12 protein-coding genes and 1 pseudogene are annotated in these 18,535 nt (G+C 73.7%); 3 read left to right on the top strand and 10 right to left on the bottom strand.

Annotation, left to right across the window (positions count from 1 at the left end):
• Positions 1 to 307: 307 nt before the first annotated feature.
• Entirely contained in the window at positions 308 to 1,027 is a 720-nt protein-coding gene (locus IE265_RS18210) for a peptidoglycan recognition protein family protein (protein ID WP_229916280.1), read from the top strand.
• Between the two features lie 32 nt (positions 1,028 to 1,059).
• Here IE265_RS18210 and IE265_RS18205 read toward each other — a convergent pair whose 3' ends face one another.
• Positions 1,060 to 1,578, bottom strand: coding sequence for a DUF4240 domain-containing protein (locus IE265_RS18205; protein ID WP_190036791.1), 519 nt, complete (start codon positions 1,576 to 1,578; stop codon positions 1,060 to 1,062).
• A 123-nt stretch (positions 1,579 to 1,701) separates the two neighbouring features.
• On the opposite strand from IE265_RS18205, the gene IE265_RS18200 reads away from it, so the two are divergent.
• Positions 1,702 to 2,667: an SDR family oxidoreductase gene (locus IE265_RS18200; RefSeq protein WP_190036654.1), complete on the top strand. Its 966-nt coding sequence runs from the start codon at positions 1,702 to 1,704 to the stop codon at positions 2,665 to 2,667.
• Here the strand turns inward: IE265_RS18200 and IE265_RS18195 are convergent.
• The 7 genes from IE265_RS18195 to IE265_RS18165 form a co-directional block, all read right to left on the bottom strand.
• Positions 2,651 to 3,673, bottom strand: coding sequence for a helix-turn-helix transcriptional regulator (locus IE265_RS18195; RefSeq protein WP_190036653.1), 1,023 nt, complete (start codon positions 3,671 to 3,673; stop codon positions 2,651 to 2,653). The genes IE265_RS18200 and IE265_RS18195 overlap by 17 nt on opposite strands.
• 280 nt (positions 3,674 to 3,953) lie before the next feature.
• On the bottom strand, positions 3,954 to 6,659 hold the full coding sequence (gene aceE, locus IE265_RS18190; RefSeq protein WP_190036652.1) for a pyruvate dehydrogenase (acetyl-transferring), homodimeric type: 2,706 nt from the start codon (positions 6,657 to 6,659) through the stop codon (positions 3,954 to 3,956).
• A gap of 266 nt (positions 6,660 to 6,925) precedes the next feature.
• Positions 6,926 to 7,564: a GntR family transcriptional regulator gene (locus IE265_RS18185; protein WP_190036651.1), complete on the bottom strand. Its 639-nt coding sequence runs from the start codon at positions 7,562 to 7,564 to the stop codon at positions 6,926 to 6,928.
• 301 nt (positions 7,565 to 7,865) lie between these two features.
• Positions 7,866 to 9,641 (bottom strand): 2-oxoglutarate dehydrogenase, E2 component, dihydrolipoamide succinyltransferase, encoded by a 1,776-nt coding sequence (gene sucB, locus IE265_RS18180; protein WP_190036650.1) that lies wholly within the window; start codon positions 9,639 to 9,641, stop codon positions 7,866 to 7,868.
• Positions 9,642 to 9,697: 56 nt separating this feature from the next.
• Positions 9,698 to 11,086, bottom strand: coding sequence for a dihydrolipoyl dehydrogenase (gene lpdA, locus IE265_RS18175; RefSeq protein WP_190036649.1), 1,389 nt, complete (start codon positions 11,084 to 11,086; stop codon positions 9,698 to 9,700).
• Between the two features lie 254 nt (positions 11,087 to 11,340).
• On the bottom strand, positions 11,341 to 12,873 hold the full coding sequence (locus IE265_RS18170) for a leucyl aminopeptidase (protein ID WP_190036648.1): 1,533 nt from the start codon (positions 12,871 to 12,873) through the stop codon (positions 11,341 to 11,343).
• A 241-nt stretch (positions 12,874 to 13,114) separates the two neighbouring features.
• Positions 13,115 to 13,897: an adenosylcobinamide-GDP ribazoletransferase gene (locus IE265_RS18165; protein ID WP_190036647.1), complete on the bottom strand. Its 783-nt coding sequence runs from the start codon at positions 13,895 to 13,897 to the stop codon at positions 13,115 to 13,117.
• Positions 13,898 to 13,958: 61 nt separating this feature from the next.
• Between IE265_RS18165 and IE265_RS18160 the strand changes: the two genes are divergently transcribed.
• Positions 13,959 to 14,726 carry a hypothetical protein gene (locus IE265_RS18160; protein ID WP_190036646.1) on the top strand — a complete coding sequence of 256 codons (768 nt, stop codon included), beginning with the start codon at positions 13,959 to 13,961 and terminating at the stop codon, positions 14,724 to 14,726.
• Between the two features lie 49 nt (positions 14,727 to 14,775).
• Here the strand turns inward: IE265_RS18160 and IE265_RS18155 are convergent, their stop codons facing one another.
• Together IE265_RS18155 and cobT are read right to left on the bottom strand one after the other, a co-directional pair.
• Positions 14,776 to 16,569, bottom strand: coding sequence for a phosphatidylglycerol lysyltransferase domain-containing protein (locus tag IE265_RS18155; protein ID WP_190036645.1), 1,794 nt, complete (start codon positions 16,567 to 16,569; stop codon positions 14,776 to 14,778).
• Between the two features lie 849 nt (positions 16,570 to 17,418).
• Positions 17,419 to 18,501, bottom strand: a pseudogene (gene cobT, locus IE265_RS18150) (nicotinate-nucleotide--dimethylbenzimidazole phosphoribosyltransferase); the annotation flags it as partial.
• Between the last annotated feature and the right edge of the window lie 34 nt (positions 18,502 to 18,535).

The raw sequence follows: 18,535 nt of genomic DNA, 5'->3' as shown, positions 1-18,535 counted from the left end.
GTCGCGGACCGCCGGAGTGTCCCCGAGAGTGGATCACATGTGTGCCCATCGAACCCCGCTCGCAGCACGTGTCCGGGGCGCGCTGCGCCGGGCCCGGGGGCGGTCGCGGGGCCGGCATCGGGGCGTGCGGGAAGGCGCCGCCCGGACAGGGGGCGCGGGCGGGCCCCAGGCCGCCCCGGCCCCCCAGGCCGCGTCAGCCCCGCAAGCCCCGCAGGCCACACAGACCGCACAGGCCCCCCGGGGGAGCCGCTCGCGCGTCACCCGTCGCACCTTCCCGCCCCGCCCCGTACGCGTCGTCCTCGCCTGTCTGCCGGGGCTCGCGGCGGTCACGGCGCTGGTCCTGTGCGCCGTCGGGATCGACCGGACACCGGGTGACGCCGGACGGCCCGTCGCGGCCAGGGCGGCCGTCGGGCACACGGCCGCCCGCCCCGAGATCGTGCCCAGGGAGCGCTGGCTCGGCGACGCCGCCTTCCGCCGCCCGCCCGTCCGGTACGCCGGACGCGTGTCCGCCGTGTTCGTCCACCACACCGACTCGCCGAACGGCTACGACTGCGCCGACACGCCCCGGATCATCCAGTCCCTCTACACCGGGCAGGCGGGCGCGAGGCACTGGGACGACATCGGCTACAACTTCCTCGTCGACCGCTGCGGAACCGTCTACGAGGGCCGGGCGGGCGGCGTCGACCGGGCCGTCGTCGGCGCCCACACGCAGGGGTTCAACGTCGGCACCGCGGGCATCGCCGCGATCGGCACCTTCACCGAGGGAGTGCCGGTGCCCAAGGCGATGACCGACGCCGTCGCGGCCGTCGCCGCGTGGAAACTGGGCCTCACCGACACGGACCCCCGCGCCCGCGTCAACCTCGTCTCCACCAACAGCCTGAGCAGGTACCGCGCGGGCACCCGGGCCACCTTCACGGCCGTCTCCGGCCACTCCGACGGCTACTCGACCGAGTGCCCGGGAGCGGCGCTCACGGCCCGGCTGCCCGAGATCAGGCAGCGCGCCGCGCACCTCCAGGGCAGGCGCTAGTCCGCGAAGCGCTCCCAGAGCTGGGGGAGGCGCTAGTCGGCGAAGCGCTCCCAGAGCTGGGGGAGGCGCTCGGCCAGCAGGACCTGGTTCTCCAGGTCGAGCGGGGTGCCCAGCGGCTCCCGCGGGGCGGCCGGAATACCCAGGTCGGGGGCGACCGTTCCGGTGAGCTGCTCGTAGGCCTCGTCCGCCGCGTAGCCCAGCTCCTCGCCGTCCCCGTCGACCTCGTCGTCGAAGTCCCGGAGCAGCTCGGCCAGCCGGTCGGGCTCGTGCACACCGCCCTCGTACACGTCGCGCCCCTGGCCGATCAGCCAGCAGCGGAAGTAGTCGAAGGCGTCGTCGCTGGCCCCGTCGAGCAGGATCCAGGCGGCGCCCCACAGGTCCCAGGTGTACGCGCGGTTGTACCGGGCCTCGAAGTGACGGGCGAAGTCCAGCACCATGTCCGGGTCCAGCAGGAGGAGCCGTTCGACGAGCAGGTCGGCCTGCTCCTCGGCGTCGCCCCCGGCGGCCACACGGGCCGCGTCCACCAGCTCCCAGAACTCCGTCTCGTCCATCACGGGACAAGCATCGGGCCTGCGCCCGGCCCGCGCACCCGGGGACGGACAGATCGTTATGCACGCACATGCCCCGCGGAAAGTCCGACAGCAGATGTCGGTATTCGGCGCGATGCTCGGTGCATGGAGACAGCAGAGGAATCAGTACGGGCCACCGCGCAGCCGCTCAAGGGGAGGATCGCCCTGGTCGCGGGCGCCACCCGGGGTGCCGGCCGCGCCATGGCGGTGGAGCTGGGGCGCGCGGGCGCCACGGTGTACGTGACGGGACGTACGACCCGCGACCGTGTCAGCGAGGTCGGCCGGGCCACGGAGACGATCGAGGAGACGGCCGAACTGGTCGACGAGGCCGCCGGTGCCGCCGGCCGGGGGATCGCCGTGCCGACCGACCACCTGGAGCCCGAGCAGGTACGGGCGCTCGTCGACCGCGTCGACCGGGAGCAGGGGCGGCTCGACATCCTCGTCAACGACCTCTGGGGCGGGGACGTCCACCTCGACTGGTCGGCGGGCGGTCAGCCCGCCATGTGGGAGATGGACCTCGACAAGGGGCTGCGCATCATGCGCCTCGGCATCGAGTCGCACATCGTCACCAGCCACTTCGCGCTCCCGCTCCTCGTCCGCAACCCGGGCGGGCTCCTCGTCGAGGTCACCGACGGCACGGAGGAGTACAACCGCCGCTACCGCAGGCCGTTCTTCTACGACCTCGCCAAGACGACCCCGATCCGCATGGCGTACGGCCTCGGCGAGGAACTCGCCGAGCACGGCTGCACGGCGGTCTGCCTCACCCCCGGCTGGCTGCGCTCGGAGGCGATGCTCGACACGGCGTTCCACGTGACCGAGGAGAACTGGCGTGAGGCCTGCGCCCAGGCGCCGCACTTCGCCATCTCCGAGACGCCCACGTACGTCGGGCGGACCCTGGTGGCGCTCGCCGCCGACCCCGGGCTCGCGCGCTGGAACGGGCGCTCGCTGTCCAGCGGTGGGCTCGCCCGGGAGTACGGCGTCACGGACGTCGACGGGTCGGCGCCGGACGCGTGGCGCTACATGACCGAGGTGGATCAGGACGGGCCCGCGGACGTCACGGGCTACCGGTAGCGGTCGGCCCCCCGTCCGGCGTGCCGGGCTCGTCCTGCCCGTAGTAGGCGGCCGTCCGGGCCGCGGCGTCCGCGAAGCGCCGCCGGAGGTCGGCGGGCTCGATCACCTCGACCTCGGGGCCGAGCGCCATGAGCTGGGTGTACGCGACGTCGTCCGACTCGACCGGCAGGCTCACGGTCACCCGGCCCGCCCCGTCCGGCGGGCCGGCCTCGGCCAGCGCCTCCTGCGCGGCGAGCGGGTCGACGGCGTGCCGCAGCGCGCGTGCGCCGGCCCCGGTCAGCCGCACCACGACGGTGGACCGCAGGATCGAGCGCGCGAACTGCGCCGCGCGTTCCGCCCAGAACGCCGGCAGGTCGAACGAGGCGTCGCGGCCGAAGCGGTCGGCGCCGGGCTCGGCGGCGGTGAAGCGGTCGATGCGGTAGACGCGGAACGATCCGGCGTCCGGTACGCGGGCGCACAGGTACCAGACGCCTGCCTTCAGCACGAGCCCGTACGGCTCCAGCTCGCGCTCGACGCCGGTGTCCTGGCGCCGGTAGCGCGCGGTGATCCGGCGGTCGTCCCACACGGCCTCGGCGACCGCCGGCAGCAGTTCGGGGGTCTTCGGCTCGGTGAACCAGCCGGGCGCGTCGAGGTGGAAGCGCTGCGCCGCGGTGTGCGAGGCGTCGCGCAGGGAGGGCAGCAGCGCGGCCGACACCTTGAGGCGGGCGGCGGAGGCGGCGTCCTCCAGCCCCATCTCGCGCAGGGCGCCCGGTACGCCGGACAGGAACAGTGCCTCGGCCTCACCGCGCGCGAGTCCGGTGAGCCGGGTCCGGTAGCCGCCGATCAGCCGGTACCCGCCGGTCCGGCCCCGGTCGGCGTACACCGGAACGCCCGCCTCGGAGAGGGCCTGGGCGTCGCGGGTGATGGTCCGCTCGGACACCTCCAGCTCGCGGGCCAGCTCGGCCGCGGTCATCGAGGGCCGGGACTGGAGCAGCAGCACCATCCTGATCAGCCGTGCAGCACGCATGAACACATGATGCCGCCCCGACCCCGCCGCGAGGCCGGCACCCTCTGGGCGGCGCGGGGAACGGCGGGGGTGCGGGAGGTGCGGGCTGCCGTCACGACCTTGCCGGGAGGGCAGCGCCCTTCCGGGCGGCGCGGGGAACGGCGCGACCGGCCGCGACGGACCCGCGGACGCGGACGAGCCGGCCCCGACCCCCGACGCACCCGCACACAGGAACCCGCCGCGCCGGGAAACGCGAAGGGGCCCGACGGCACACACCGTCGGACCCCGGAACGCGACGGACCTACAGCCCGTACCGCTCCCGCGCTTCCTTGACCGCGGAGGCCTTCACCTCACCACGCCGCGCGAGCTGCGCCAACGCCGCCACGACGATCGACTGCGCGTCGACACCGAAGTGCCGGCGGGCGGCCGCCCGGGTGTCGGAGAGGCCGAAGCCGTCCGCGCCCAGCGACGAGTAGTCCTGCTCGACCCACTGCGCGATCTGGTCGGGAACCTGGCGCATGTAGTCCGACACCGCGAGCACGGGACCCTCGGCACCCTGCAGCGCCCGGCGCACGAACGGCACCCGCTCCTCGCCGCGCAGCAGCGCCGCGTCGGCCTCCAGCGCGTCCCGGCGCAGCTCGGTCCAGGAGGTCGCGGACCACACGTCGGCGGCCACGCCCCACTCCTCGGCCAGCAGCTTCTGCGCCTCCAGCGTCCAGTGGATCGCCGTGCCCGAGCCGAGCAGCTGGATGCGCGGAGCGTTCGCCGCGGCCACGTTCAGGCCCGCCGACTCCGCCGTGTTGAAGCGGTACAGGCCCTTGACGATGCCCTCGTCGGTACCGGGGCCCGAGGGCTTCGCCGGCTGCGGCATCGGCTCGTTGTAGACGGTGAGGTAGTAGAAGACGTCCTGGTCCTCGCCCGGGGCCGCCTCGCCGTACATCCGGCGCAGGCCCTCCTTCACGATCGCCGCGACCTCGTAGGCGAACGCCGGGTCGTACGACAGGGCGGCCGGGTTCGTCGCAGCGATGACCGGCGAGTGCCCGTCCGCGTGCTGGAGCCCCTCGCCCGTCAGCGTCGTACGGCCGGCCGTGGCGCCGACGAGGAAGCCGCGGCCGAGCTGGTCGCCGAGCTGCCACATCTGGTCGGCCGTGCGCTGCCAGCCGAACATCGAGTAGAAGATGTAGAACGGGATCATCGGCTCGCCGTGCGTGCTGTACGCGGTCGACGCGGCGATGAAGTCCGCCATGGAACCGGCCTCGGTGATCCCCTCGTTGAGGATCTGGCCGTCCTTGGCCTCCTTGTAGTACATGAGCTGGTCGCGGTCGACCGGCTCGTACGTCTGGCCCTTCGGCGAGTAGATGCCGAGGGACGGGAAGAGGCTCTCCATGCCGAAGGTGCGCGCCTCGTCGGGGACGATCGGCACCCAGCGCCTGCCGGACTGCTTGTCGCGGACCAGGTCCTTGACCAGCCGTACGAAGGCCATGGTCGTCGCCACGTTCTGCGAGCCGGAGCCCTTGTCGAACGCCGCGAACGCCTTGTCGGCGGGGGCGGGCAGCGGAGCCACGGCGTGCGTGCGGCGGGCCGGGGCCGGACCGCCGAGGGCCGCGCGGCGCTCCTGGAGGTAGCGCACCTCGGGGGAGTCGGCGCCGGGGTGGCCGTAGGGCACCACACCGTCGACGAACCGGCTGTCGGGGATGGGCAGTTCGAGCAGGTCGCGCATCTGCTTGAACTCGTCCGTGGACAGCTTCTTCATCTGGTGGTTGGCGTTCTTCGACGCGAAGCCCGCGCCGAGGGTGTGGCCCTTGACGGTCTGCGCGAGGATCACCGTCGGCGCGCCCTTGTGCGACAGGGCCGCCTTGTACGCCGCGTACACCTTGCGGGCCTCGTGGCCGCCGCGCGAGAGCTGGAAGCACTCGATGATCTTGTCGTCGCTGAGCAGCTTCGCCATCTCGACGAGCGCCGGGTCGGCACCGAAGAAGTCCTGGCGGATGTAGGCGGCGTCGCGGGTCTGGTACGTCTGCACCTGCGCGTCGGGCACCTGGCGCAGGCGGCGCACGAGGGCGCCCGTGGTGTCGAGCCGGAACAGCTCGTCCCAGGCGTTGCCCCACAGCGACTTCACGACGTTCCAGCCGGCGCCGCGGAACTGGGCCTCCAGCTCCTGCACGATCTTGAAGTTCGCGCGCACCGGGCCGTCGAGGCGCTGCAGGTTGCAGTTGATGACGAAGGTCAGGTTGTCGAGGCCCTCGCGGGAGGCGAGCGCGAGTGCCGCGGTCGACTCCGGCTCGTCCATCTCGCCGTCACCGAGGAACGCCCACACGTGGGACGCCGAGACGTCCTTGATGCTGCGGTTGGTGAGGTAGCGGTTGAAGCGGGCCTGGTAGATCGCCGACAGCGGGCCGAGGCCCATGGAGACGGTCGGGAACTCCCAGAGCCAGGGCAGCCGGCGCGGGTGCGGGTACGACGGGAGGCCGTTGCCGCCCGACTCCTGGCGGAAGTTGTCGAGGTGCGTCTCGCCGAGGCGGCCGTCGAGGAAGGCGCGGGCGTAGATGCCGGGGGAGGCGTGGCCCTGGATGTAGAGCTGGTCGCCGGACCCGTCACCCTCCTTGCCCTTGAAGAAGTGGTTGAAGCCCGTCTCGTAGAGCCAGGCCGCGGAGGCGAAGGTGGCGATGTGGCCGCCGACGCCGTGCTTCGCGCCGCGGGTCACCATCGCGGCCGCGTTCCAGCGGTTCCACGCGGTGATCCTGCGCTCCATCGCCTCGTCGCCGTCCACGGCGGGCTCGGCGGCGGTCGGGATGGTGTTGACGTAGTCGGTCTCAAGCAGCTTGGGCAGCGCGAGCCCGCCCGCCTCGGCCCGCTCCAGGGTGCGGCGCATCAGGTACGCGGCACGGTGCGGCCCGGCCGCCTGGGTGACGGCGTCCAGGGAGGCCTGCCATTCGGCGGTCTCCTCGGGGTCGCGGTCCGGGAGCTGGTCGAGCTCGCTCGGCTGGATTGCGGTGGGGTCGGTCATTGCGCCGCCTTCCGGATGCGGAGGGGGGTTCCCTCATCGGTAAGGGGTTGGGGGTGCCCTTGGTCTTCGGCAGGACAGGGCGGCGGGCTCGGGTGGAGCCCGACGGTGACTGTAACTCCCTGATCGATGATCGATCAAAGGTTCCCAGGGTAAAACCTCTCGATCCGGCGAAAGTCGGCACGCGGTGCCTCGGCGACAGGCACCCGGTGCCTGGTTTTCGCAGGTGGGAGGACGTTTGAGCGGGGTGCCGCTCCGCTGTTCGCGGGCTAGGAGGGTTCGCTTCCGGTACGCGGCGCGCACCCCAGCACATGCGCCTTCACGAGCTCCGCGATCAGCGGGTCGCGCCTGCGGAACGCCTCCACGAGCGCCTCGTGCTCCTCCGCGTACGACTGCTGGACCGTGCCCAGCCAGCGGATCGACAGGGCCGTGAAGACCTCGATGCCCAGGCCCTCCCACGTGTGCAGCAGCACCGAGTTCCCCGCGGCGCGCACCAGCTCGCGGTGGAAGGCGACCGTGTGCCGCACCTGGCCGGTGCCGTCGGCCTTGCGGTCGGCCTCGTACAGGGCCGTCACGTGCGGCTCCAGGGCCGAGCAGTCGGCGGCCAGCCGCTCGGCCGCCAGCTCGGCCGCGATGGCCTCCAGACCGGCCCTGACGGGATAGCTCTCCTCCAGGTCGGCCGCGGTGAGGTTCCGTACCCGCACGCCCTTGTTGGGGGCGGACTCGATCAGGCGCAGGGACTCCAGTTCCCGCAGCGCCTCCCGCACCGGCGTCTGGCTGACCTCCAGCTCGGTGGCGATCCGCCGCTCCACGATCCGCTCGCCCGGCTTCCAGCGGCCGCTCACGATCCCCTCCACGATGTGCTCGCGGATCTGCTCGCGGAGCGAGTGGACGACGGGCGCGGTCATGAGGGCTCCTTAGGCCGGGGCCGCTCCGGCCCCAGGGCGTTGACGTCTAGACAATACGGCCGGGCCCTGCGTGAGGAGAGGTGGACGGGGGCGCTTTCGCGCAGGTGAGACGAGACTTACACGTCGGCGGAGCACCACGCGCCGTCAAGTCCCGTACCGGGGACGGCGCGTCGTCGCGCGGCCGGTGGTGCCGCGGGTGCCGGCCGGCGCTCCGGGGGAGCCCGGCGGTCGCCCGCGGCGGGTCCGGACACGACCGCGCCCCCCGTCCCTCGGAGGGGACGGGGGGCGCGGCAGGCGTGGCTTACAGGCCGAGCTCGACCTCGAACTCGCCGGCCTCCAGGATCGCCTTGACCGCCGTCAGGTAGCGGGCGGCGTCGGCGCCGTCCACCAGACGGTGGTCGTAGGAGAGCGTCAGGTACGTCATGTCGCGGATGCCGATGACGCTGCCCTCCTCCGTCTCGATGACGGCCGGACGCTTGACCGTGGCGCCGATGCCGAGGATCGCGACCTGGTTCGGCGGCACGATGATCGTGTCGAAGAGCGCGCCGCGCGAGCCGGTGTTGCTGATGGTGAAGGTCGCGCCGGACAGCTCGTCCGGAGTGATCTTGTTGGCCCGCACCTTGCCCGCCAGATCGGCGGTGGCCTTGGCGATGCCGGCGATGTTCAGGCCGCCCGCACCCTTGATGACCGGGGTCATCAGGCCCTTCTCGGAGTCCACCGCGATACCGACGTTCTCGGTGTCGAAGTAGCTGATCGTGCCCTCTTCGACGTTGATCCGGGCGTTGACGACCGGGTGGGCCTTCAGCGCCTGGGCCGCCGCCTTCACGAAGAACGGCATCGGGGAGAGCTTGACGCCCTCGCGGGCCGCGAAGGAGTCCTTCGCCCGCGCGCGGAGCCTCATCAGGCGGGTGATGTCGACCTCGACCACCGAGGACAGCTGGGCCTGCTCGTGCAGGGCCTTCACCATGTTGTCGCCGATGACCTTGCGGATGCGGGGCATCTTCACGGTCTGGCCGCGCAGCGGGGAGGCCTCCAGGGTCGGAGCCTTCTTCGCGGTGCTCGGCGCTGCGGCCGGGGCCGGCGCGGCGGCGGCCGCCTTCGCGGCCTCGGCGGCGGCGAGGACGTCCTGCTTGCGGATGCGGCCGCCGACGCCGGTGCCCTTGACGGCGGACAGCTCGACGCCGTTCTCGGCGGCCAGCTTGCGCACCAGCGGGGTCACGTAGGCGCCGTCGTCACCGGAGGTCGCGGCGGGAGCCGGGGCCGGGGCGACGGGGGCCGGAGCGGGCGCCGGAGCCGGAGCGGGCGCCGGGGGCGCCTGCGGGGCTGGGGCGGCCGGAGCGGCCGGGGCCGCGGCCTGCGGAGCGGGCTGAGCCGGAGCCGGAGCCGGAGCCGGAGCCGGAGCGGGCGCCGGGGGCGCCTGCGGGGCCTCGGGGGCCGCGGCCGGAGCCGCGCCGGGCGCACCGATGACGGCGAGCTTCGCGCCGACCTCGGCGGTCCCGTCCTCGGGGACCACGATCTCCAGCAGCACGCCCGAGGTGGGAGCCGGGATCTCGGTGTCGACCTTGTCCGTGGAGACCTCGAGCAGCGGCTCGTCGGCCTCGACGCTGTCGCCGACCTCCTTGAGCCAGCGGGTCACGGTGCCCTCGGTGACCGACTCGCCCAGTGCGGGCAGTACGACGTCGGTGCCCTCGGCGGAGCCGCCGGAGGACGCCTCGGCGGCCGGAGCCGGCGCGGGTGCGGCGGCCTCGGCGGCCGGAGCGGCCTGCGGAGCGGGCTCGGGAGCCGCGGCGGGCTCGGGCTCGGGCTCGGCGGCGGGGGCCGCCGCGGCGGGCGCCCCGGAGCCGTCGTCGATGACGGCCAGCTCGGCGCCGACCTCGACGGTCTCGTCCTCGGCGACCTTGATGGAGGCGAGCACGCCCGCGGCCGGGGAGGGGATCTCGGTGTCGACCTTGTCCGTGGAGACCTCGAGCAGCGGCTCGTCGGCCTCGACACGCTCGCCCTCGGCCTTCAGCCAGCGAGTGACAGTGCCCTCGGTGACGCTCTCGCCGAGCGCCGGAAGGGTTACGGAAACCGCCATGGTTTCGGTTGCTCCTTACGAATTGCGGAAGTCTGTGTCGTCGCGCCCGAGGGCTGTCAGTCGTGCGAGTGGAGCGGCTTGCCGGCCAGGGCCAGGTGGGCCTCGCCGAGCGCCTCGTTCTGCGTCGGGTGCGCGTGGATGAGCTGCGCGACCTCGGCGGGCAGCGCCTCCCAGTTGTAGATCAACTGGGCCTCGCCGACCTGCTCGCCCATGCGGTCGCCGACCATGTGGACGCCGACCACGGCACCGTCCTTGACCTGGACGAGCTTGATCTCGCCCGCGGTCTTGAGGATCTTGCTCTTGCCGTTGCCCGCGAGGTTGTACTTCAGAGCGACGACCTTGTCCGCACCGTAGATCTCCTTGGCCTTGGCCTCGGTGATGCCGACGGAGGCGACCTCGGGGTGGCAGTACGTCACCCGCGGCACGCCGTCGTAGTCGATCGGAACGGTCTTGAGTCCGGCGAGACGCTCCGCAACCAGGATGCCCTCGGCGAAGCCGACGTGCGCGAGCTGGAGCGTCGGAACCAGGTCGCCGACGGCGGACACCGTCGGCACGTTCGTGCGCATGTACTCGTCGACGAGGACGTAGCCGCGGTCCGTCGCGACGCCCTGCTCCTCGTAGCCGAGACCCGCGGAGACCGGGCCGCGGCCGATGGCGACCAGGAGGACCTCGGCCTCGAAGGTCTTGCCGTCGGCCAGGCTCACGCGGACGCCGTCCTGCGTGTACTCGGCCTTCTCGAAGAACGTGCCGAGGTTGAACTTGATGCCGCGCTTGCGGAAGGCGCGCTCAAGAAGCTTGGAGCTGTTCTCGTCCTCGACGGGCACGAGGTGCTTGAGGCCCTCGATCACCGTGACGTCCGTCCCGAAGGACTTCCACGCGGAGGCGAACTCGACGCCGATGACGCCGCCGCCCAGGATGATGGCGGACTTCGGGACGCGGTCCAGCGTCAGCGCGTGGTCCGAGGAGATGATGCGGTCGCCGTCGATGTCCAGACCCGGCAGCGACTTCGGCACGGAGCCCGTCGCGAGGAGCACGTGACGGCCCTGGACACGCTGCCCGCCGACGTCCACGGAGGTCGGGGACGACAGACGGCCCTCGCCCTCGATGTACGTCACCTTGCGGGAGGCCACCAGACCCTGGAGGCCCTTGTACAGGCCGCTGATGACGTCGTCCTTGTACTTGTGGACGGCGTTGATGTCGATGCCCTGGAAGGTCGTCAGGACGCCGAACTGCCCGGCCTCGCGTGCCTGGTCGGCGATCTCGCCGGCGTGCAGCAGGGCCTTCGTGGGAATGCAGCCGTTGTGCAGGCAGGTGCCGCCGAGCTTGTTCTTCTCGATCAGGGCGACGTCCAGGCCCAGCTGCGCCCCGCGCAGCGCCGCGGCGTACCCGCCGCTGCCACCGCCGAGGATCACTAGGTCGAAAACGGTGCTGGCGTCGTTCGCCACGTCACGTCCTCCATGCATGTGCGCCGTACGCCGGGCACCCATGTCCCTTGCGGGTGGTTGACCGGTCGGTCGGCTGGTGTCCGGCCGCTCTTGTCTTGCTTCGGCCCTGTGGTGGGGCCCTGTCCTGCCGAGGACCCATCTTCGCACTTGTCGGCGGCAGGCGGGACGCCGGGCCGGGGTGAGGGGCGTCTGATCGATCACAGGACGGGCCGCCGGTACGGCCCCGGGAGTCGCCCGGGGCCGTACCGCGCGGGTCAGCCCAGGTCGCCCGCGGCCGTCACCTCGGCCAGCCGGACCAGGGTGCGCACGGCGGATCCCGTACCGCCCTTGGGGGTGTAGCCGAAGGGGCCCTGCTCGTTGAAGGCCGGGCCCGCGATGTCGAGGTGCGCCCAGGTGATGCCCTCGCCGACGAACTCCTTCAGGAAGAGGCCGGCTACCAGTCCGCCGCCGTAGCGCTCGCCCATGTTGGCGATGTCGGCGGTGGGGGAGTCCATGCCCTTCCTGAGGTGGTCGGGCAGCGGCATCGGCCACGAGTCCTCGCCGACCTCGCCGGCCGCCTCGTGGAGCGAGGCGCGGAACGCGTCGTCGTTGGACATGACACCGAAGGTGCGGTTGCCGAGCGCCAGCATCATGGCGCCCGTCAGCGTCGCCACGTCGACGATCGCGTCGGGCTGCTCCTCGGAGGCCTTGGCGAGCGCGTCGGCGAGGACGAGCCGGCCCTCGGCGTCGGTGTTGAGGACCTCGACGGTCTTGCCGCTGTACATGCGCAGCACGTCACCGGGGCGGGTGGCGGAGCCCGACGGCATGTTCTCGGCGAGCGCGAGCCAGCCGGTGACGTCGACCTCCAGGCCGAGGCGCGCGGCGGTGACCACGGCGGCGAAGACCGCGGCGGCGCCGGCCATGTCGCACTTCATCGTCTCGTTGTGCCCGGCGGGCTTGAGCGAGATGCCGCCCGAGTCGTACGTGATGCCCTTGCCGACGAACGCCAGGTGCTTCTTCGCCTTGGACGAGGTGTACGACAGCTTCACCAGGCGGGGCGCGGACGCGGAACCCGCGCCGACGCCGAGGATGCCGCCGTAGCCGCCCTTGGCCAGCGCCTTCTCGTCGAGCACCTGCACCTTGATGCCGTGCTCCTTGGCCGCGGCCTGCGCGACGGCCGCGAAGGACTCCGGGTTCAGGTCGTTCGGCGGCGTGTTGACGAGGTCGCGGGCGCGGTTCAGCTCCTCCGACACGGCGGTGGCGCGCTCGACGGCCGCCTTGTACGCCTTGTCGCGGGGCTTGGTGCCGAGCAGCGCGATCTCCGCGACGGGCGCCTTGCCGTTCTTGGCGTCCTTGCCGTTCTCCTTGTAGGCCTCGAAGGCGTACGCGCCGAGCAGCGCGCCCTCGCCGAGGGCGCCCGCGTCGGCCGCGTCGGCGATCGGCAGCGCGAACGCGGCCTTCTTGACGCCGGACAGGGAGCGGGCGGCGGCACCGGCCGCGCGGCGCAGGGTCTCCGCGGAGAAGGAACCGCCCTCCGCGGGCAGGGCACCGAGACCGACCGCCAGCACGAGAGGAGCCTTGAAGCCGGCCGGAGCCGGCAGCTTCGTCACCTCGCCCTCGCCGCCCGAGGCGCCGAGGGTCTTCAGAACGCCGGCGAGCCTGCCGTCGTACGCCTTGTCCACGGCCTCCGCGCCCGGCGCGACGACCAGGCCCCCGGACGTGGAGGCAGTGTCCTTGGCGACACCGACGACGATCGCGTCGGCCCGCAGACCGGGCGCCGCGGCGGTGCTGAGAGTGAGAGCAGTCACGGTGGTGAAATCTCGCTTCCATTGAGTTGCTGTGGCCGAGACGGGGTTGGTCGGCCGGGGGATGGGGCTCCGGGCACGAGCCTACGCGCGGTGCCGCCATTCGCTCATTCCGGCGGTCGATCCGCCGCGCGTGGTGGCCCGGAGGCCCGCCGTCCGGCGCTCCCCGGCGCCTCCGCGGGCCCGCGGACGCCCGGGCCGCGGGCGGGTCCTCGGTTGAGCGACCCGGCGCGCGCCGGGTCGCTCAACCGAGGACCAGGACGACCAGCGCGGCGGTCGCGGCGGTCTCGGCCAGCGCGCCGAACACGTCGCCGGTGACGCCTCCGAGGCGCCGGAGGCAGTGCGCGAGCAGAAGGTGCGCCGCACCGCAGGCGGCGAGCACGGCCAGCGCGGCCGAGAGCGGGCCGTACGTGCCCAGCAGGGTGCCGGCGGCCGCGGCCGCGCCCGTGACGGCGGCCGCCGTGAGCAGTGCGGCCCGTACGGGAACCGTCCCCGCGACCGCCGCGCCCAGGCCCTCGGGGCGGGCCGGCGGGACCCCCGTGCGCGCGGCGAGGGTGAGCGCGAGCCGTGCGGCGGTCGCGGAGACGACGGCGGCGAGGGCGCCCCGGGTCCAGGAGGCCCCGTAGGCCTCGGCGAGTGCCGCCACTTGGGCGAGCAGGACGAAGAGCAGGGTGACGACCCCGAACGGGCCGATGTCCGACCGCTTCATGACGGCCAGCGCCTCCTCGGCGGGCCTGCCGCTGCCCAGTCCGTCGGCCGTGTCGGCGAGGCCGTCGAGGTGCAGGCCGCGGGTGAGGACGGCGGGCACCGCGGCGGTGGCCGCGGCGGCGAGCAGCGGTCCCGCGCCCAGCACCAGCAGGAGCAGACCGGTGGCGGCGGCGAGCAGACCCACGACCAGACCGGCGACGGGTGCGCAGAGCATTCCGGCCCGGGCCGCGTCGCGGTCCCAGCGGGTCACGCCGACGGGCAGCACGGTCAGGGTGCCGAAGGCGAAGCGGAGGCCGTCGGGGAGCGGGGTTCTGGGCATCGGCGCAGGCTACCCGGCTGCCTGGAGGGCGCCGTCGGCGGTCGCGGCTTAAGTTCGCGGCATGGGTGATTGGTGGACACGGAACATCGTCGAGCCGGGCAAGGTGCCGCTGCTGCTGGCGCTCACCTCCTTCGTGCTGACCTTCGTGATCACCCGGGTGGTCGTCCGGATGATCCGCGCGGGCAAGGGCCCGTTCGGCAACGTCGAGGCCGGCGGTGTGCACATCCACCACGTCGTGCCCGGGGTCGTCCTGACCGTGCTCGGCGGATTCGGCGCGGTCGCCAGCGGGCGGCACGGGTTCGGCTCGGCCGTGTTCGCGGTGGTCTTCGGCATCGGCGCGGGGCTGGTGCTGGACGAGTTCGCGCTGATCCTGCACCTGGACGACGTCTACTGGAGCGAGGAGGGCCGCAAGAGCGTCGAGGTCGTGGTCCTCACGGCGGCCCTGGTGGGCCTGATGCTCAGCGGATTCCTGCCGTTCGGCGTCAACGACCTCTCCGACGACGAACTGCAGGACCGCGGGGGCGTCATCGTGAGCATCGCGGTGAACTTCGCCTTCGCGCTGGTCGCGCTGAGCAAGGGCAAGGCGCGGATGGCGCTGTTCGGCGTGGTCGTCCCGCTGGTCGCCCTCGTCGGCGCGATCCGCCTCGCCCGGCCCGCCTCCGCCTGGGCCAGGCGCTTCTACCGCCGGCGCCCGCGTGCCCGCGCCCGGGCCACGCTGCGCGCCTACCACCACGACCGGCGCTGGGACGGGCCCCGCCGCAGGATGCAGGACCTGATCGGCGGCAAGCCCGACCCGGAGCCCGCCCGGTCCCTGCCCGGGGGCCGCTGAGCCCGTACGGGGGCCTTGCGCACGGGTGGGTGCACCCGGGCGGGGGTTCTCAGCGGCGCGGTCCGAGCCGGCCGCGGTGCAGCCACTTCGGCAGGCCCGGCGCCTCCAGGAAGCCCTCGGCGCGGGCCGCCGCGAGTCCGAGGCGCGGCAGGTCGCCGCTCTTCTCGAAGAGCAGGAACCGCGGCTCCCAGATGGGCCGGTACTTGGCGTTGGCGCGGTACAGCGACTCGATCTGCCACCAGCGGGAGAAGAAGCTCAGGACGGAGCGCCACAGCCGCAGCACCGGGCCCGCCCCGAGGCGCGAGCCGCGCTCGAAGACCGAACGGAACATCGCGAAGTTGAGCGAGACCTGGGTGACCCCGATCGACGGGGCCCGCTGGAGGAGTTCGATGACCATGAACTCCATGAGCCCGTTCTCGGCGTCCCTGTCCCGCCGCATGAGGTCGAGCGAGAGCCCGTGCGGCCCCCACGGGACGAAGGACAGAACGGCTCTCAACGCGCCTTCCCCGTCGGTGCATTCGAGCATGACGCACTGCCCGTCGGCCGGATCGCCGAGCCGTCCGAGCGCCATGCTGAAGCCCCGTTCGGTCGCGCCGTCCCGCCAGTCGTCCGCCCGCCCGACGAGGTACGCCATCTCGTCGGCCGGGATGTCCTCGTGCCGCCGGATCCGCACCTCGTACCCCGCGCGCCGCACCCGGTTGAAGGCCTGGCGCACGGTCCGCATCGCACGCCCCTCGAGGGTGAACTCGGCGGTCTCGACGATCGCCTCGTCCCCGAGTTCCAGGGCGTCCAGGCCGTGGCGCGCGTAGACCGTCCCGGCCTCCTCGCTCGCGCCCATCACCGCCGGGATCCAGCCGTGCACACGGGCCTCTGCCAGCCATGGCTCGATGGCGCCGGGCCAGGCCTCGGGGTCGCCCAGGGGGTCGCCGGAGGCCAGGGAGACCCCGCCGACGACGCGGTAGGCGACGGCGGCCTTGCCGGTCGGGGACCACACCAGGCTCTTCTCGCGGCGCAGCGCGAAGTAGCCGAGGGAGTCGCGTTCGCCGTTCCGGTCGAGCAGGACCCGCAGCCGCGCCTCGTCGTCCTCCGTCAGCGGGTCGACGGCGCGGCGGGAGCGGAAGGCCGCGTAGAACACGCCGAGCACCAGCAGGGTGCTGAGCACGTTGATGGTGACGTTCACCCAGTTGGGAGACGTGATGCCGGGGAAATTGGAGTCGTCGGCGGCGACCGAGATCAGGCGGAGGGTGCCGTAGCGCCAGCGGTCGGTGAAGGTCGAACCGCCGTCGTGGGCCTCGTTCGTGACGGTCACCAGGAGCGCGGCCAGCAGCGAGCAGACCAGCAGGCCGCCCACCGCGACGACCGCGGCCAGCTTCGGGTTCGAGCGGTCGCCCTTCGCGTAGAACTCGCGGTGGCCGACGACCAGGGCCGCAACGAACGCGGCCGTCAGACCGAGCGAGATCCAGTTCTGCGGGTACCGCCTGATGTCGGCGAAGGCCATGGCGAAGGCGAACAGGACCAGGAACAGTCCGCCGAGCACGAGGTTGAGGATCCAGGCGGCCCGCTTGCGCCGCCGCATGGTGATCGCCAGGAACATCGTGAACGCCCCGGACGCGAAGCCCGCGGTCAGCAGGTACGGCGTGAAGTAGTCGTCCGTGTTGTGCCGCCGCAGGTCCTGCCCCAGCGAGACCCACACGGCACTCAGGAAGTTGATGAACGTGACCACGCGGAGGTACCAGACGGCGAACGCGGCGGCCCGCCGCGAGGCCGGGGTGGACGGGCGGTCGCGGCCACCGGCGCCGTCCCGCTTCGACTCCGACTCGGCGCTGACTTGGGCAGATCCCATGAAAAGGGATCATATGGGGCGCGGCTGGGCGGCGGTGCGTTCCGGCGGGGGCGGGCCGGTACGGGGAGTCGCGGGGCGGATGGAGGGTTGGGTGCCTGGCTCCTGGCGAGTGGCGAGTGGCGAGTGGCGAGTGGCGCGAGGGTGCGGGGCCGGCCGGGGCGGGAGTCGGGGCGGGGGGCCTGCCCTGACGGTCAGGGGGAGGCGGCGGCAGCGACCCCGCTCCTGGCGGCGGGTCCTGCCCCGTCGGGTGGCGACGTGCCCCGGCGGGTGGCGACGTGCCCCGGAGGGGCTCGCCGGGCTCCTCGGGGGGGCGCCGCGCCGTCCGATCCTGGCGGGTCCTGATGGTCCGGTCCCTGACGGGTCGTGCCCGGGTCCCTGCCCTGGTCGGGCCCGTGTCCGGGGCGGGCCCCCGCCCTGCCGGGCCGTGCCCGCTTCGGCGTCCGTACCGCCTGCCGCCGCGCCCGCCGCCGCGCCACTCGCGACCGCCCGACCCGATGCCGTACCGCCCGTGCCGTACCACCGGCGGCGGCTTCGTCCGCCGCGCCTTGCCGCCGGGCCGCCGGTCTCCGACCCGCCCGCTCACCGCCCGCTTGCCTCCCGGTCCGCCGCCTCCGGAGCGGCTGCCCCCGTCCCGGCCGCTGCGGGGCCGGCCGCCGCCTCGGCCGAGCCCGGCCCGACCGCCTCGGAGCCGGCCGTCCCGGCGCCGTCCGTCCCCGCTGTGCCCGCGTCGGGTTCGCCCGCCTCGGACTCGACCACCCCCGCGGTGCCGGTGGCGGCGACCGCCTCGGACTCGACCGCCTCCGGGTCGGACGTCCCCGGGTCGGCTGCCCCCGCGGTGGCGGTGGCCGCCTCGGGGTCGGGCGTCCCCGCGGTGGCCGCCTCCGGCCCGGGGGCCTCCGGCAGTTCCGCCGCGAGGGCCGCCGCCGCCTGGACCAGCGGCAGCGCGAGCAGCGCGCCCGTGCCCTCGCCGACCGTCACGCCGTGGTCGAGCAGCGGTTCCAGGGCCATCCGGTCGAACGCCTTGGCCTGGGCCGGCTCGCCGCTGCTCTGCCCGGCGACCCACCAGTCCGGCGCGCGGAAGGCGATCCGCTGCCCCACCAGGGCACAGGCCGCCGAGACGACGCCGTCGAGGATGACCGGCGTCTTGCGCACCGCGCTCTGGAGCAGGAAGCCGGTGATCGCGGCGAGGTCCGCCCCGCCGACGGCCGCGAGCAACTGCAACTGGTCGCCGAGCACGGGCCGGGCCCGCCGCAGCGCGTCCCGCACGGCGGCGCACTTGCGCATCCACGCGAGGTCGTCGATGGGGAGGCCGCCCCGGCCGGTGACGACGGACGCGTCGGTCCCGCACAGCGCCGCGATCAGTACGGCGGCGGCCGTCGTGCCGCCCACACTCAGGTCCCCGAGCACGACGAGGTCCGTGCCGGAGTCCGCCTCCTCGTCCGCCACGGCGACGCCCGCGCGGAACGCGGCCTCCGCCTCGTCGAGGGACAGCGCGTCCTCCACGTCGATGCGCCCCGAGCCGCGCCGCACCCGGTGCCGTACGACCTCGGCGGGCAGGGTGTCCGGCTCGCAGTCGAGCGCCATGTCCACGACCCGCACCGGCAGGCCGAGCCGACGGGCGAGCACGGAGACGGGGCTCGCCCCGTCGAGCACGGACCGCACCAGCCTGTCCGCGCTCCGCGCGGGCCGGGCCGACACTCCCAGCCCGGCCACCCCGTGGTCGCCCGCGAACAGCACCACGCGCGGACGCTCGATCGCCCGCACCGGCACGGCCGACTGCGCGGCGGCCAGCCACTCACCGAGTTCGTCGAGGCGGCCCAGGGAGCCGGGCGGCACGGACCGCCGCTCGCGGCGCGCCTCCGCGTCACGGCGTACTCCGCCGTCGGGGCGCTCGATCAGATCGGTGAAGTCGTCGAGATTAAGCGAGCTCATTCGCCGAACAGTACCGGCAGTGATCCGGCCCGGG

Origin of the sequence: Streptomyces fructofermentans (assembly GCF_014651055.1) — a bacterium.
GTDB lineage: Bacteria > Actinomycetota > Actinomycetes > Streptomycetales > Streptomycetaceae > Streptomyces > Streptomyces fructofermentans.
The sequence above is the reverse complement of the archived record's forward strand: the minus strand, read 5'-3'. Positions and strand labels throughout refer to the sequence as shown.

Coding starts and splice junctions, on each gene's coding strand:
- IE265_RS18205 (WP_190036791.1), bottom strand. CDS start 1,578: ATGGACGAGACGGAGTTCTGGGAGCTGGTGGACGCGGCCCGTGTGGCC.
- IE265_RS18200 (WP_190036654.1), top strand. CDS start 1,702: ATGGAGACAGCAGAGGAATCAGTACGGGCCACCGCGCAGCCGCTCAAG.
- IE265_RS18195 (WP_190036653.1), bottom strand. CDS start 3,673: ATGCGTGCTGCACGGCTGATCAGGATGGTGCTGCTGCTCCAGTCCCGG.
- aceE (WP_190036652.1), bottom strand. CDS start 6,659: ATGACCGACCCCACCGCAATCCAGCCGAGCGAGCTCGACCAGCTCCCG.
- IE265_RS18185 (WP_190036651.1), bottom strand. CDS start 7,564: ATGACCGCGCCCGTCGTCCACTCGCTCCGCGAGCAGATCCGCGAGCAC.
- sucB (WP_190036650.1), bottom strand. CDS start 9,641: ATGGCGGTTTCCGTAACCCTTCCGGCGCTCGGCGAGAGCGTCACCGAG.
- IE265_RS18165 (WP_190036647.1), bottom strand. CDS start 13,897: ATGCCCAGAACCCCGCTCCCCGACGGCCTCCGCTTCGCCTTCGGCACC.
- IE265_RS18160 (WP_190036646.1), top strand. CDS start 13,959: ATGGGTGATTGGTGGACACGGAACATCGTCGAGCCGGGCAAGGTGCCG.
- IE265_RS18155 (WP_190036645.1), bottom strand. CDS start 16,569: ATGGGATCTGCCCAAGTCAGCGCCGAGTCGGAGTCGAAGCGGGACGGC.